This is a genomic window from Citrobacter sp. W9, assembly GCF_026719375.1.
GTDB lineage: Bacteria > Pseudomonadota > Gammaproteobacteria > Enterobacterales > Enterobacteriaceae > Citrobacter > Citrobacter werkmanii.
On sequence record NZ_JAPPTE010000009.1, the window covers coordinates 58,507 to 73,972 of the forward strand.

Sequence of the window (15,466 nt, forward strand, 5' to 3'; positions counted from 1 at the left end):
TGTTCCTCTGAACGCTTACTCAATATCCATTCTACTGACCTGCCATGCTGACCTTGAGTAATAAATCTGATTATTCAGTTCAGATATGCTGTCATAGGGATACACAATGAATAACGGCCCTTTATCACGGATTTGCATATATTTTCCGTTGATTTTTAAAGCAAGAATGACATTGTACTTCTTGAAATCATTGAGAGGGATAACGGTGGTGTAGTCATTGAGCGCAGTAACTTTTACAACCGTACCTTTCGCCCCAACAAAATCCATGAGCTTTTGTAGTGGAATACCCGTAAAAGTCGTGCGTCCATTATACCAGGGAGAAGTGGTCTGAAAACTTACCATGCCCAGTTTCTCGAGGCTGGCGGTATCAAAAGTGGCTTTCCCGTCTTCATTTGTATTTTCTATATTACCGGACACGGTTAAAAGGACTTTGCCCGTAGGTTTGGAAAGTTCACCCGCCCAGAGCTGTGTGGAGACGACCAAGCTTAACAACATGACAAATAACCGCATTCTGACCTCACCTGACTTCCGGATGTAAAAAGATTATAATTTAGATATTATGCTATTTATATATACTGTATGGACATTATTTTACAGTACGCCTTTTTGTTTTTTAACTTAATGAAATCAGTGGGTTAGTGTGGGGCCATTTTATGCATTGATTAAGTAAGGCCGATGCTGTCATTTAAAGTACCGCTAAAATTTACCTCGTCTGTATAAAAATAAGCTATCAATTCAGTCAGCGCAAATAAATACCTACGAATGCCAAGGTTTATTTTTTGCAGTCATAAGGTGACGTTTTTCGTTGGATGATAATTTCTGGCTGTAAAGCAGCCCCGTAAGTGGGCTTGCTGCGTGCCAGCAATGATTGACAGGCAAGTTGAGGCAGTTATGCCTGTCTGAATCAGCTTAATCGCGCATGTGTGCCGACTGGCGCGCATACAGGTAAGCGGTGGCTCGCGACACGCCTAAATGCTGCGCGACGGTATCCATTGATTTTCGTACGTTCAGCAAACCTTCTTTACGGAGTTGTTGAATCAATAACTTACGGTCTTCAGGTTTGAGCGCGCGCGCCGTGGTCGCGCGTTTAGCGGCAAAGTCATCAATACGCTGGCGAATAACTTCATTACTACCGGGATCGATATGTTCTTTTATGGGGGAGTCTTCGGTTTCAGTAAATTGTGCAAGCGCACTCTGTATACCCCGAAACAACGTCATATCAACATTAAGGCACAGCGCCGCGACGTATTTACCGTCCTCATCCTTGATACCAATGGAAGTGCTTTTTACCGGACGACCATCAGCAAACTGATTGCTGTAGTTGGCTATGATGCTGGGAAAGTCTGGTGATGCTATGCGCGCCAGACCCAATTCTGTTGCTGGTTGGCCTGGTTTACGTCCGGAAAGATTATTATGGATGGACAAAATGGCATGTTCAGGTTTTTTGAGGTCGTGAACAACCACTTCACAAAAGGGAGAAAAGGTCTCGCTTAACCCTCTGGCGATAGTATCAAGTTGGCTGAGAAGCGAGTTATTGTCGGTTTTTGGCATGCCAGTCTCCTGCAGTGGTGCCTTTTGCCACGATGACGAGCAGTTTACAGTGAGCAGGGCTCGCTTTTCCAGACGGGAATGTACAGACAGGAATAAGGTATCTGCATGGCAGATACCTTGCTTATCATCCAGCCAGCAATTCACCATAGCGGCTGATGTCCACGTTTCCACCGCTGATAATAATGCCGATTTTCTTACCCTGAAGTTCAGATTTCCGTGCTCTGGCGGCGGCAAACCCCAGACAGCCAGTTGGCTCTACGACGACTTTCATTCGTTCTGCGATAAATTTCATCGCGGTGACTAATTCAGTATCTGAGACAGTCAGAATATCGTTCACGTTTTGCTGAATAATCGCAAACGTATATTGCCCAAGGTGTTGAGTCTGAGCGCCATCGGCTATGGTTTTCGGTGTATCAATATGAACAATGTTGCCGCTGCGAAACGACTGCTGACCGTCATTGCCTGCCTCAGGTTCTACGCCATAGACCACACAGTCAGGGGAAAGATGCCTCGCTGCCAGTGCGGAACCGGATAGCAGGCCGCCGCCACCCAGACATACGAAAAGGACGTCTAACGGTCCCACTTCCTCAATCAACTCTTTCGTTGCGGTGCCCTGGCCCGCAATAACGTGCGGATGATCGTAAGGAGGGATCAGCGTCAGCCCTTGTTTCTCAGCCAGGTCCTGACCAATTTTTTCTCTGTCTTCAGTATAGCGATCGTAAATCACTACATTTCCGCCATACCCTTTGGTCGCGGCAACTTTGGCAGCCGGGGCATCATGCGGCATGATAATTGTCGCCGGAATCCCCAATAATTTTGCCGACAAGGCTATGGCTTGCGCATGATTCCCCGAAGAAAAGGTCACGACGCCCGCAGCCCGTTGTTGTGGCGTGAACTGGCGTAGCGCATTCATAGCGCCGCGAAATTTGAACGCGCCCATTCTCTGGAAGTTTTCGCATTTAAAGAAGACTTCAGCGCCAAATTCTTCATTAACCGTGCGGGACGTCATTACCGGCGTTTTGTTGGCATAATTTGCGATGCGCTCTGCCGCAGCGACAATATCGTTATAATCAGGCAGTGTCATATCAGTCATTTTTATTCACCTGTATGCAGTTAAAAATCAGGCTTGCGCGGCCAAAGCCATCGCTTCGATTTCTACGGCAAAACCGTAATGAAGTTCGGCAACGCCAGCGACAGCACGGGCAGGGCGAAAATCACCGATCCATTCACCATAGATCCTGTTAAATGTCGGCCACTGGTTGATATCCGTCACATAGACACGCACTGAAACCAGATGTTGCCGCGAGACTCCAGCACCAGCCAGACAGGCATCGACATTTTGTAAGGCCAGTCTGGTTTGTTCTTCAAAAGACGCATCGGCTTTTTTTTCGCCATCCAGGGTGACTGGCAGTTGCCCGGAAATGAACACAAAACCACCTGCCGTTGTACTGTGCGAGTAATGACCCGCCGGGGGGAAACTTCCTGGTGAAGCATTGAGCGTAATGTCTGGGGACATAAGCGATCTCCTGTGTTTTTGGTGATTCATTTTGTATAAAATAATACTGTTTGTATCATTTATACGCCTTCATGCTCCGGTCGGCTAGTGATAGTTTTCATGGGCGCTGATTTTGTGAACTAAAACAAACGTGACACACGCTATATAGCGGATGTTGGGATATGAGTGAGGGGAAAACTGGGGGGGGAGGTATCGCCCCACAACGGGGCGTTTAAGCCAATAACGTTAGCCAATATGACCGTGGTTAATCTTACTCAATGGCTCATTGATATCGACGATTTTGAAAAACACTTCTTCCACACCCAGATGTTTCAGGCGGGCAGTATGTTTTTTGATATAAGCCTGTGCGGAGTCTTGATCCTGAAACAGATAGATGCCACCAGCTTCATGATTGGCTTCGTTCTCGGTCCAGATTTTCCAGATAAAGCCCGGCTCCTGATTGATGGATTCGGCCAGTTCGACAAGTTGTTGCGACATCTCGGCGCCAAACGGACCATGAAAATTAAAGTGAATCTGCACCAGTTTGTTCGACATATATCCTCCCTGGATTGGGTTGTGTAACGGATAAGAGGGTTAGCGTAGCAGCACTTTACCCGTCAGGTAAGTTGTTGCCTGCCCGCCAATATAAACGCGAGAGTCCGCCAATTGACAGCGTAAATCTCCCCCGCGTTCAGATACCTGACGCGCCAACATTTCTGTTTTATTCAGTTTTGCGGCCCAGTAAGGAATGAGCATGCTATGCGCCGAACCCGTGACGGGATCTTCTGCGACGGCCTCGCCCGGGCAGAAGAAACGGCTGACAAAATCATATTCCCCGTCGCCAGGCGCGGTAATACAAACCATTTTGCCTAGTGGAACCATGGCGTGGATATTCGGACGTACAGCCTCGACCTGGTGCTGATCCTCCAACACCACCATGTAATCGCGCCCCACGCGAACTTCTTTATATTCTGCGATGCCTAACGCTTCCAGCAGTAAGGCGGGCGGTACGACAGGCTCGCTTTGCCAGGCAGGAAAATCAAGCGTCAGCCATTCACCGCTGCGTGTGACCATCAGCGGACCTACAAATCGGGTGGCAAAATGGATCGTCGTGTCCGGGTAATCCAGATGTTCGAAAATCACATGCGCCGCGGCAAGCGTGGCATGCCCACAGAGATTAATTTCTCCCTGCGTGGTAAACCAACGTAGCTCAAAGCCATTATCATTGGCGACAAAGAAAGCGGTTTCCGACTGGTTATGCTGCTGCGCCATTTTTAATAATGTTTCATCGGGCAGCCAGTCCGTGAGGGGACATACAGCGGCGGCATTACCTGCAAACGTCGTGGTGCTAAAGGCGTCTACCATATAAAAATCGATTTGTTGCACTGTGTAACCCTCTCTTTGCACTCGGGATAACCTCCACTCTACCATGTAATGATTGCCATTAGTTACGCGGGTCGATTCGCCAGTGCAGTGAAAATTCGTTATCATCCGTGCCCACATTCCATCCTGGCTGTCTGATGTCTACAATCCTTGATACCTTTATTGTCCCGCCTTGTCATGACGAGATAGAGATTCTCTATCAGGACGAGCATCTGGTGCTTATCAATAAACCCACAGGGCTGCTTAGCTTGTCGGGGAAAAATCCGCAGAATCTCGATTCGGTACATCACCGGCTGGTACAGATTTATCCCGGTTGCACGTTGGTCCATCGGCTTGATTTCGGCACCTCCGGGCTGATGGTGGTGGCACGTAACAAGGGTATTAACGCCGCGCTGTGCCAGCAGTTTAGTCAGCGCATGGTGACGAAGGTATACAGCGCGCTGTTATGCGGGCATTTGGAAAACAATGCAGGGGTTATCGACGCAGCGATTAGCAAAGATCCGGCGCGGTTTCCGCTGATGACGATTTGCGCCGTTAACGGCAAGCCCGCGCGTTCGCGTTATCAGGTTGTTGAGCGTTTTCTCCATCGCCAGAAGGACGGGGGATTACTCCCCTTAACGCGGGTACAACTGACGCCTGAAACCGGGCGTACCCATCAACTCCGGATCCACTGTCAGCAGTTGGGACATCCTATTTTGGGGTGCGATTTGTATGGTGGGCGTTTGCTGCCAGGTACAGAACTCACCCCGCGACTGATGCTGCATGCCAGCGCATTGCGTTTCAGGCATCCTGTCAGCGAACAGTGGGTGAATGCCGAAAACGCCAGTCCCTTTTGAAGGCGTAAAAAAGCCGCCTGACGGCGCAATACCGTTCAATTAAGTATGTATGGTGAACATGTGATTCGTGATCAGGATTCCGTTCACCTCAGCCGTATCACTTCTCTAAAGCACAGATACCCGTGAACGTGCAAGGGAGGCTCACTGCCGCCTCCCTTGCATCCCAGGCTCCCGGCGGGAAAATCGTCGCTGCGCGAGTTATTCGTCTTATGCCGTCTGCCTGTCGGGTCGGGGCCGAGCCTGCGTCCATGCAGGCCGTCCCCTCTGTCCGCATCCCTGCGGACAGCCCCGGTCAGCCGTCAACGACTCATCGATTTTCAGCCGGACATGGGTCATCGCTTCAACGCTCTGACTTCCAGTTAAATCTGTTTTGCTGTTTAAACAAAAAACGCAAATGGTCAGGTGTGGGCTGGTCCGGCTGAAAATTGCCGACGTGTTTCCGTAAGGCCGGGAGAGCCAGCATGGATGCTGGCTCAGGGCGCGCTTTGCAGGGACGCTACCTCGCGCCCGGCCCGGTAGCCTGGAGGAATGAGCGGAGGGGACCGCGGAGCGGCAATTTTCCCGCCGGGAGCCGGGATTGTAAAGGGCGTGGCGAAGAACGCCCTTTACTCGTTCACGGGTATCGATGCTTCAGAGAAACGATGAACATGAGGTGAACGGAATCCTTTCTCTGGGATGGCATATTCATTACTTCTGCCAACACAGGTTGATACTTCCTGAAACTTAAGCGTTAACTGAACGGCATTGGCCTGACGGCGGCTATTGTGAGCTTATCGTGCAGCGCGTTGCAAAATGACGGCAGACGGCTGGCGTTGCAGATAACGCATCCGCAGCATCATTAATACGGCCGCAGAGGTCAGACCGATAATAAAGCCCATCCAAAAACCTGCAGGTCCCATCCTGTCGACCACCAGATCGGTAAGCGCCAGAATATAGCCGCTTGGCAGACCCAGCACCCAGTAGGCTGTAAAGGTGATAAAGAAGATAGAGCGCGTGTCTTTATAACCGCGCAGGACACCGCTGCCAATAACCTGGATAGAGTCCGATATTTGATACACTGCGGCCAGCAACATGAGTTGCGCCGCCAGAGCGACAACTTCCGGATTATCGTTGTAGAGCAGGGCAATGTGCTCACGGAAGGTCACGGTGAAAATCGCCGTTATTACCGCCATGCAGACACCAACGCCCAAACCCGTTCTGGCCGCCGTTTGCGCCTCAAGCGTGGAACCTTGACCCAAACGATAACCGACACGAATAGTGACGGCGGCAGCCAGCGACATCGGCAAAACGAACATTAACGAACTAAAGTTCAGCGCGATTTGGTGCCCGGCCACATCGACGATCCCCAGCGGGGAAACCAGTAGCGCAACCACAGCAAACAACGTCACTTCAAAAAATAACGCCAGCGCGATGGGTAAACCCAGTTGTACCAGACGCTTCATCACTGCAGTGTCTGGCTTCTGGAATCCTCGCTCATTACGGATGTCACGCATTGAACGCGCGTGTTTGACGTAAGACAGCATGGCGGCAAACATCACCCAGTAAACCGCCGCCGTGGCCACGCCACAGCCTACGCCGCCAAGTTCCGGCATACCTAAATGACCATAGATGAAAACATAGTTAACCGGGATGTTCACCAGCAGGCCGATAAACCCCATCACCATCGCCGGTTTAGTCTTGGCCAGGCCTTCGCATTGGTTACGGGCTACCTGGAAAAACAAATATCCCGGCGCGCCCCACAGCAATGCGCGCAGATAACCGACGGCTTTATCGGCCAGCGCCGGGTCGATGTTATGCATGGAGCGGATGATATAACCCGCATTCCACAGCACGACCATAATCAAAACGGAGACGCTACCAGCCAGCCAGAATCCCTGGCGTATCTGATGGGCGATACGATCGCGGCGGCCGGAGCCATTGAGTTGGGCGATTACCGGCGTCAACGCCAGCAGGAGTCCGTGGCCAAACAGAATAGCCGGCAGCCAGATCGACGTACCAATGGCGACGGCCGCCATATCCGTCGCGCTGTATCCGCCCGCCATGACGGTATCGACGAACCCCATTGCGGTTTGAGCGATTTGCGCAAGAATCACCGGTATTGCCAGAGCTAATAACTGACGCGCTTCACTTACATACTTTTGCACGTGTACACCACTATATTGTTGTTATTTGAGAGACTAAAAAAGCCGCCTTATATGGCAGCAAGGAGAAAAAGCTGGGGAAATTTCAGTCTATTGTAGCGAGGAATACGTAATTCTCCAGTGAAAAAACAGGCAGCGGTGGCGCACTGCTGGCAACCTGAATTTCCACCTGCTATTGTGCTGGGCAGAGATGTCTTAATTGAGTTCAGGAGTGAGAAGTATGTTTACGGGTATTGTGCAGGGCACCGCAAAATTGGTGTCCATTGATGAAAAACCAAATTTTCGTACGCATGTCGTGGAGTTGCCTGAATATATGCTTGATGCGCTGGAGACCGGCGCATCGGTTGCCCACAATGGCTGTTGTCTGACGGTAACCGAAATCAACGGTAATCACATAAGCTTCGATCTGATGAAAGAGACGCTGCGTATCACCAACCTGGGCGACCTTAAGGTCGGGGATATGGTTAACGTTGAGCGTGCGGCAAAATTCAGCGATGAGATTGGCGGGCATTTAATGTCAGGCCATATTATGACCACCGCCGAGGTGTCGAAAATTCTGACTTCGGAAAATAACCGGCAGGTATGGTTTAAAGTTCAGGACCCATCGCTGATGAAATATATCCTGTATAAGGGGTTTATCGGCATTGACGGCATCAGCCTGACGGTCGGCGAAGTCACGCCAACGCGCTTTTGCGTGCATTTGATCCCGGAAACGCTGGAGCGTACGACGCTGGGTAAGAAAAAGCTGGGCGCGCGGGTTAATATCGAAATCGATCCGCAAACGCAAGCGGTTGTTGATACCGTTGAACGTGTGCTGGCTGCGCGTGAAAGCGCCATCAGTAACATAGCGGGCGAGGCCTGAGTCCGGCCTGAAACAAAATGCCCCCGTGAGTACGGGGGCGGCAGCCATTAGCGGGGGACGCGCAGACCGTGTTCGACACCGCGGGAGAAAACCACCTGCCAAAGCTGGATATCGCGAGCACGAAACGCACCGGCGCAGGCGTTCAGGTAATAGCTGAACATCCGTTTAAAACGCTCGGTATAGTTATCGGCGATTTCAGGCCAGGAACGCATGAAGCGTTCGTGCCATGCCATCAGCGTGGTATCGTAATCCGCGCCAAAATTATGCCAGTCTTCCATCACAAAATGCGGCTCGCTGGCGTTGGCAATCTGGCGAACTGACGGTAAACAGCCGTTCGGGAAGATGTATTTATTGATCCACGGATCAACATTATTGTCGGTTTTATTCGAACCGATGCTGTGCAGTAAAAACAGACCGTCCGGCTTTAAATTGCGATCGACAACGTCGAAATAGGTGTTGTAATTTTTCGGGCCGACATGCTCAAACATGCCGACGGAGACAATGCGATCAAATTTGTCGTTCAGGTCGCGGTAATCCTGCAGCAAAATGGTGACGTCCAGTCCCGCGCAACGCGCTTGCGCCATTTTCTGCTGCTCTGCTGAGATGGTCACACCTACCACGCTCACACCGTATTGCGATGCCATAAAATGGGACAAGCCACCCCAGCCGCAACCAATATCGAGCACCCGCATTCCCGGCTTTAACTGCAATTTTTCGGCAATCATTTTTAACTTCGCCTGTTGGGCAGATTCCAGGGTATCAGCATCTTTCCAGTAGGCGCAGGAATACTGCATGTAAGGATCAAGCATGCGGCTAAAGAGGTCGTTGCCCAGATCGTAATGTTCTTTGCCGACAACCCAGGCGCGCTTTTTGGTCTGTAAATTAAACAGTCGTGCCGTGGCGATACGTAAGGTATCTTTGAAGTGGCGGGGGAGTTGATTTTCAAGCCCGGCGCGCAATACCTTGGTGAAAAATATGTCCAGCCGATCGCACTCCCACCAGCCATCCATATAGCTCTCACCCAAACCTAACGATCCTTCCTGCAGTACGCGTTTGAAAAAATCGGGGTTCTTGACACGAATATCCGCCGCAGCCGAACCATTAATGGTAATGCCTGCACGGCTCAATAATTCATTGGTGATGCGGTACCAGTCATCATCCGGTACGCTGACGTCTTCTATACACGATGAACTCATAGCTTCTCCATCACTGGTCGGTGATCAGAACCTTAAAACAGCGTAGACGCTTTTTTGGGCTTTGTGAGAAATCTCACGGAATTAATCCGCGAATCTTTAATCCGACGTAGAACAGAGGAAGGGAGGAACCCTTACCGAAAAGGCCATCCGTGGAAAAACGGGAACGTTCTTGTCCCCGTTAATACCTAAAAATTATCGTTTTTGTAACAACTGGAAATCAGTATAAGCCTGATTTTTTGACGATTCAATAGAAAATTGTTAGCGGGCTAACTATGTGCCCGCGACAATTATTAGTGAGACTCACCGTGGGCAATTTGCGCCCGGTCATCTGTTTGACGGGTGTTATCGGTCTGCGATTGCATTTTGTAACCGAAGGCTGCCAGCAGCACTGTTGTCAGCATCACGCTGGTGGTGGTGAGCAGCGGGGTGGCGATCAGCCACGACACCACAAGACTTGCCAGGAAGCATAAACCCAGTTGCAGCGTATTTTGCAATGCGGCTGCGCGTCCTGTGGCCTGTGGGAAAGGACGTAACGCCTGAGCGACAACGATAGGATAGATTGCGCCGTTGGCAATCGCCATTACGCAGAATGGGATTAGAATTTCAGCCAGCGCAACATGATGAATAAAGCCTGTAGCCCAGGTGGCAACAACGCTGATGGCATAAAGAATCAGTAACCATGGCAGCATCTGACGACCTTGCCATTTTTGCAGAGCCGCACGGCAACCGTAACCACCAATTAAGAAGGCGATAGTTTGCGGAACATAGCTCAGGCCAATCACTGCCGGGCTGTAGCCCATTTCGCTAAGGATAAACGGTGAACCCGTCAGCCATGCGAAAAAGCTTGCGGAGCAGGCGGCATAAATTAGTACGTTTCCACGATAAGCTTTCGAGCGCAACAGTGTGGCGAAAGTCAGTTTATCCTGGCTGTCGTCGCGTGCTTTAACCGTCGGTTTTAAACGCAGGGCCGGAAGCATCAGAATCAGGGTAATAGCAAACAGGGTGGCGAAAATGGTCTGCCAGGAGAAATGGACCAGAATCCAGCTGCCCAATAACGGCGCGAGAGCCGGTGATAACCCGACCAGCGGCATAATGGTGGCAAAGATGCGGTTTACTTTTTGTGAAGGGTAATAGTCTGTAACCAGCGCCTGCCAGATAACCGACGCGGCACAGACGCCAACGGCCTGAATAAAGCGTAGCGCCAGCAAACCAGTGGCGTTTTCAACCCACAGCATACCCAGACTACCCAGCGCAAAAATAGATAAACCCAACAGTAAAATCGGTTTACGGCCATAGCGGTCCGAGAGCGGTCCCCACAGTAGTTGTGCGACGGCGAAACCCGCTAAAAATAAACTTAGGCTGGCGCTGACGGCAGATGCAGGTGTTTGCAGATCGGACTGAATCGCGGCAAAGGCGGGCAGGTACATATCCGTCGCCAGAAAGCCGAGCACGCTAAGGCCCGCCAACCAGACTAAAAAACCTTTCCCAGGTTGCATCATCATTTCTCTTTTTTTAGCAATAGAACAATGCCGCTGAGTGTAGTGAGTGTAATTCACGCTGTGAAACGCTAATATTTGCTTACTGATTTCAAATTTTTTGTAGGCAGAATATGTGGTCGGAATATTCACTTGAAGTGGTTGATGCGGTTGCACGCAACGGCAGTTTCAGTTCAGCCGCGCAGGAGTTACACCGCGTACCTTCGGCGGTAAGCTACACCGTGCGCCAACTGGAGGAGTGGCTGGCTGTACCGCTTTTTGAGCGACGCCATCGCGATGTGGAATTAACGCCTGCCGGCGCGTGGTTTTTAAAAGAAGGGCGCTCTGTTATCAAAAAAATGCAGATCACTCGTCAGCAATGTCAACAAATCGCCAACGGCTGGCGAGGACAACTGGCAATCGCGGTAGATAACATTGTCCGTCCCGAACGTACCCGACAGATGATTGTGGATTTCTATCGCCACTTTGATGATGTGGAACTGCTGGTTTTTCAGGAAGTCTTTAATGGTGTCTGGGATGCGCTTTCCGATGGGCGTGTGGAGCTGGCTATTGGCGCCACACAGGCCATTCCGGTAGGGGGGCGCTATACCTTCCGCGACATGGGCATGCTGAGCTGGAGCTGCGTGGTGGCCAGCCATCATCCGCTGGCGTCAATGTCGGGGCCGCTAAGCGATGATACGTTGCGCAACTGGCCGTCACTGGTGCGCGAAGATACCTCGCGTACATTGCCGAAGCGTATAACCTGGTTACTGGACAACCAAAAGCGCGTTGTGGTGCCTGACTGGGAATCTTCCGCAACCTGTTTATCTGCGGGATTGTGTGTAGGCATGGTACCAACACATTTTGCCAAGCCGTGGATTGATAGCGGTAAATGGGTGTCGCTGCAGTTGGAGAATCCCTTTCCTGATGCCGCGTGTTGTCTGACATGGCAACAGAACGATACCTCGCCAGCACTGAGCTGGTTGCTGGACTATTTAGGCGATAGCGAAACGCTGAATAAAGAATGGTTGCGGGAGCCGGATGAGGCCCCCGCACAACAGGCTTAACGACGATAATCGCGGAATGGACCGTCAGCAACGGAGCGGCGCTCTACCAGACGCGGATGAACCTCGATAGACTGCGACTCTTCGCGTTTATTCACGATGCGGTCTAACAGCATATTAAAGGCCGTTTCACCCAGTGAATCCTTAGGCTGGTGAATGGTGGTCAGCGCTGGCGTGAAGAAGCGGGCGTTGCGCACGTTATCATAACCGATGAGCGAGACATCCTGCGGTACGCGCAGTCCCATCTCATCAGCGGCGCACAGCGCGCCCATCGCCATGATATCGCCACCGCAGAAGACGGCGGTCGGACGATGCGACTGTGAAAGAATTTGCTGCATGGCGCGATAACCGGATTCAGGTTCAAAATCGCCCTGTACAATCCAGTTTTCGGGAACCTTAATCAGCGCTTCTTCCATCGCTTTCATAAAGCCAGCCAGACGACCGGCCCCGGTATTCCGCTCCATAGGGCCCGGGATCGCGCCAATCTCGCGATGGCCGCGTTCTATCAGATACCGACCCGCCATGTAACCGCCCTCGAAAGCGTTATCAATGACCGTATCGGTAAAATCAGCTTTAGCTTCGCCCCAGTCCATGACAACCATCGGAATATGGCGATACTCTTCGAGCATCGAAAGCAGCGATTCCGGATACTCAGAACACATCACTAACAGACCATCAACGCGCTTTTGCGCCATCATCGACAGATAGGCCTGCTGCTTTTCAAGACTGTTCCATGCGTTGCCCAGAATCAGGGTATAGCCTTTCTGGAAACAGTTTTTCTCAACGGCTTCGATAATTTCGGCGAAATAGGCCGCTTCGCTGCTGGTCGCCAGCAAGCCGATAGACTTGGTGTGATTCACCTTCAGGCTGCGCGCAACTGCGCTTGGAGAATAGTGCAGCTCTTTGATCGCAGCCCAAACCGCATTACGCGTTTCTTCCGCGACAAAGCGCGTCTTGTTAATTACGTGTGATACGGTTGTAGTGGAAACGTTTGCTCGCTTCGCTACATCTTTAATTGTTGCCATTACATCTCACTCCAGACCATATCCTAAGCTCCTGAGAATACTCCAGGTAAACGTTTGCCTTCACACACCCTTAACGCAACGTAGGGGTTGCGGCACGCCGGGAAAACGACACGGAACGTCAGGAAGGGGTCAATGGCCGGTACGCTAATCAAGTAAGCGTGGAATTTTGTCTGATCTTAACGAAAAGGGGAAGAGTTAAAAGCAGTTATCAATATAAATCGTGAGAGATTTTTGCTTTCAAGTGTGTAAAAATGCGCAATATCACTTTTTGTGTGGGAATAAAAAGGAGAAAACTTGATGAGCACCGATCTGAAATTTTCGTTAGTGACTACCATTATTGTTCTGGGTTTGATCGTCGCGGGTGGCCTGACCGCAGCACTGCATTGATTTCCCCGAGGGAGTTAGCTCTCCCTCATCCTTTCCGCATCTATTCCCCCTCTATTGTTTGCGAATAAGCAAAAGTCTTTTGCAATTTTGTTAACTTTATTAATTTTGCGATCAATGTCATGCTTTTGACTCTTATTTTATGTCGCGCCACGGCTCGACGTTACGGAGTCGATATATGAAAATCAATTATCCCTTACTGGCGCTGGCGATTGGCGCGTTTGGCATTGGCACCACCGAATTTTCGCCAATGGGATTATTGCCCGTGATAGCCAAAGGGGTGGATGTCTCGATTCCCGCGGCCGGGATGCTGATTAGCGCGTATGCGGTTGGCGTGATGGTGGGGGCTCCGCTGATGACACTGCTGCTGTCCCATCGCGCGCGACGTAATGCGCTGATATTCCTGATGGCTATTTTCACGCTGGGCAACGTGCTTTCCGCTATCTCGCCGGATTACACCACGCTGATGCTGTCACGTATTTTGACCAGTCTTAATCACGGAGCCTTTTTTGGTCTCGGCTCTGTGGTCGCCGCAAGCGTGGTACCTAAACATAAGCAAGCCAGTGCCGTAGCAACCATGTTTATGGGGTTAACGATTGCCAATATTGGCGGTGTTCCCGCGGCGACGTGGCTTGGTGAGACAATCGGCTGGCGGATGTCGTTTATGGCGACGGCGGGTCTGGGCGTCATCGCTATGGTCAGCCTGTTCTTCTCATTACCGAAAGGTGGGGCAGGAGCGCGCCCTGATGTCCGCAGCGAACTGGCGGTACTTATGCGCCCACAGGTGCTGTCGGCTCTGCTGACCACTGTGCTGGGCGCAGGCGCGATGTTCACGCTTTATACTTACATCTCGCCGGTGCTGCACAGCATTACCCATGCCACACCGGCGTTTGTGACCGGAATGCTGGTATTAATTGGCGTCGGATTCTCGATCGGAAACTATCTTGGCGGCAAACTGGCGGATCGTTCTGTCAACGGTACGCTTAAAGGCTTTTTGCTGTTGTTGATGGTTATTATGCTGGCCATTCCCTTCCTCGCGCGTAATGAGCTGGGGGCGGCGGTCAGTATGGTCGTCTGGGGCGCGGCGACGTTTGCGGTGGTTCCGCCGTTGCAGATGCGGGTGATGCGCGTTGCCAGCGAAGCGCCAGGGTTATCATCGTCAGTCAACATTGGCGCGTTTAACCTGGGAAATGCGTTAGGTGCGGCAGCCGGTGGGGCGGTGATTTCCGGTGGTCTGGGCTACAGTTTTGTACCCGTGATGGGAGCGATTGTGGCGGGGCTTGCGTTACTGCTGGTCTTTATCTCGGCAAGAAGGCAATCTGAAGAAGTCTGCACTGCCTCCAGCTAAGGCTAAAACGCAGAAGGGGGTCCCTTCTGCGTTATCATTTTATGCTGCGAAGTTCTTCGCAACAAATTCCCAGTTCACCAGCGCCCAGAAGTGCTCCAGGTAGCCAGGACGGGCATTGCGATAATCGATGTAGTAGGCGTGTTCCCATACGTCAACGGTCATCAGCGGCGTCGCGTCGGTCGTCAGCGGAGTACCTGCGTTGGAAGTAGAAACGATAGCCAGTTTGCCATCCTTTCCTTTAACCAGCCAGGTCCAGCCAGAACCGAAGTTTTTGATAGCGGCATCGGTGAATTGCGCTTTGAAATCCGCAAAGCTGCCAAAGGAGGCGGCAATTGCATCGGCCAGTTTACCGGTCGGCTCGCCACCTGCGTTCGGCGCCAGGCAGTTCCAGTAGAACGTGTGGTTCCATACCTGTGCAGCATTATTGAATACACCGCCTTCAGAGCTACGAACGATCTCTTCCAGTGATTTACCTTCAAACGCCGTGCCTTTGATCAGGTTGTTCAGGTTGGTCACGTAGGTTTGATGGTGTTTGCCATAGTGGTATTCCAGCGTTTCGGCAGAAATGTGCGGTGCCAGAGCATCTTTGGCATACGGTAATGCAGGTAATTCAAACGACATTGCTTCTCTCCTTATTATTTATATTGAGTACACACAATAGCCTCATTGTGAGTAAGGATAGGGTAGCAAATTGAAAGGTTATGCA

16 protein-coding genes are annotated in these 15,466 nt (G+C 51.2%); 5 read left to right on the forward strand and 11 right to left on the reverse strand.

Annotated elements, in window-relative coordinates; translation table 11 throughout:
* Positions 1-15: 15 nt before the first annotated feature.
* The 6 genes from OOJ59_RS14435 to OOJ59_RS14460 form a co-directional block, all read right to left on the reverse strand.
* On the reverse strand, positions 16-510 hold the full coding sequence (locus OOJ59_RS14435) for a molybdopterin-dependent oxidoreductase (protein WP_038640347.1): 495 nt from the start codon (positions 508-510) through the stop codon (positions 16-18).
* 399 nt (positions 511-909) lie between these two features.
* A complete protein-coding gene (locus OOJ59_RS14440) occupies positions 910-1,551 on the reverse strand; it encodes a helix-turn-helix transcriptional regulator (protein WP_069324208.1) in 642 nt (213 codons plus the stop codon).
* A gap of 124 nt (positions 1,552-1,675) precedes the next feature.
* A complete protein-coding gene (locus tag OOJ59_RS14445) occupies positions 1,676-2,644 on the reverse strand; it encodes a threo-3-hydroxy-L-aspartate ammonia-lyase (protein ID WP_159121239.1) in 969 nt (322 codons plus the stop codon).
* Positions 2,645-2,671: 27 nt separating this feature from the next.
* The gene (locus OOJ59_RS14450; RefSeq protein ID WP_085049410.1) at positions 2,672-3,067 is read right to left on the reverse strand and encodes a RidA family protein; all 396 of its coding nucleotides are present in this window, start codon (positions 3,065-3,067) and stop codon (positions 2,672-2,674) included.
* 225 nt (positions 3,068-3,292) lie between these two features.
* A complete protein-coding gene (locus OOJ59_RS14455) occupies positions 3,293-3,601 on the reverse strand; it encodes a monooxygenase (RefSeq protein ID WP_160956449.1) in 309 nt (102 codons plus the stop codon).
* 39 nt (positions 3,602-3,640) lie between these two features.
* Positions 3,641-4,432, reverse strand: a complete 792-nt coding sequence (locus OOJ59_RS14460; protein ID WP_087856342.1) for a PhzF family phenazine biosynthesis protein — start codon at positions 4,430-4,432, stop codon at positions 3,641-3,643.
* 134 nt (positions 4,433-4,566) lie between these two features.
* Between OOJ59_RS14460 and OOJ59_RS14465 the strand changes: the two genes are divergently transcribed.
* Positions 4,567-5,265, forward strand: a complete 699-nt coding sequence (locus OOJ59_RS14465; RefSeq protein ID WP_160956448.1) for an RluA family pseudouridine synthase — start codon at positions 4,567-4,569, stop codon at positions 5,263-5,265.
* A gap of 770 nt (positions 5,266-6,035) precedes the next feature.
* On the opposite strand, the gene mdtK is transcribed toward OOJ59_RS14465, so the two are convergent.
* On the reverse strand, positions 6,036-7,409 hold the full coding sequence (gene mdtK / locus OOJ59_RS14470) for a multidrug efflux MATE transporter MdtK (protein ID WP_038640359.1): 1,374 nt from the start codon (positions 7,407-7,409) through the stop codon (positions 6,036-6,038).
* 217 nt (positions 7,410-7,626) lie between these two features.
* Here mdtK and OOJ59_RS14475 point away from each other — a divergent pair, with 217 nt between their 5' ends.
* Entirely contained in the window at positions 7,627-8,268 is a 642-nt protein-coding gene (locus tag OOJ59_RS14475) for a riboflavin synthase (RefSeq protein WP_038640361.1), read from the forward strand.
* Between the two features lie 47 nt (positions 8,269-8,315).
* On the opposite strand, the gene cfa is transcribed toward OOJ59_RS14475, so the two are convergent.
* Together cfa and punC are read right to left on the reverse strand one after the other, a co-directional pair.
* Positions 8,316-9,464, reverse strand: a complete 1,149-nt coding sequence (cfa, locus tag OOJ59_RS14480; RefSeq protein ID WP_085049407.1) for a cyclopropane fatty acyl phospholipid synthase — start codon at positions 9,462-9,464, stop codon at positions 8,316-8,318.
* Between the two features lie 290 nt (positions 9,465-9,754).
* Positions 9,755-10,960, reverse strand: coding sequence for a purine nucleoside transporter PunC (punC, locus tag OOJ59_RS14485; protein ID WP_085049406.1), 1,206 nt, complete (start codon positions 10,958-10,960; stop codon positions 9,755-9,757).
* Between the two features lie 113 nt (positions 10,961-11,073).
* On the opposite strand from punC, the gene punR reads away from it, so the two are divergent.
* The gene (punR, locus tag OOJ59_RS14490; RefSeq protein ID WP_038640367.1) at positions 11,074-12,006 is read left to right on the forward strand and encodes a DNA-binding transcriptional activator PunR; all 933 of its coding nucleotides are present in this window, start codon (positions 11,074-11,076) and stop codon (positions 12,004-12,006) included.
* Here the strand turns inward: punR and purR are convergent.
* Positions 12,003-13,028 (reverse strand): HTH-type transcriptional repressor PurR, encoded by a 1,026-nt coding sequence (purR, locus tag OOJ59_RS14495; protein WP_038640368.1) that lies wholly within the window; start codon positions 13,026-13,028, stop codon positions 12,003-12,005. The genes punR and purR overlap by 4 nt on opposite strands.
* A gap of 297 nt (positions 13,029-13,325) precedes the next feature.
* Between purR and cydH the strand changes: the two genes are divergently transcribed.
* Together cydH and OOJ59_RS14505 are read left to right on the forward strand one after the other, a co-directional pair.
* The gene (gene cydH, locus OOJ59_RS14500) at positions 13,326-13,415 is read left to right on the forward strand and encodes a cytochrome bd-I accessory subunit CydH (RefSeq protein ID WP_003029209.1); all 90 of its coding nucleotides are present in this window, start codon (positions 13,326-13,328) and stop codon (positions 13,413-13,415) included.
* 175 nt (positions 13,416-13,590) lie between these two features.
* Positions 13,591-14,760, forward strand: a complete 1,170-nt coding sequence (locus OOJ59_RS14505; RefSeq protein WP_137351553.1) for an MFS transporter — start codon at positions 13,591-13,593, stop codon at positions 14,758-14,760.
* A gap of 39 nt (positions 14,761-14,799) precedes the next feature.
* Here OOJ59_RS14505 and sodB read toward each other — a convergent pair whose 3' ends face one another.
* Entirely contained in the window at positions 14,800-15,381 is a 582-nt protein-coding gene (gene sodB, locus OOJ59_RS14510) for a superoxide dismutase [Fe] (protein WP_137351554.1), read from the reverse strand.
* Positions 15,382-15,466: the final 85 nt, after the last annotated feature.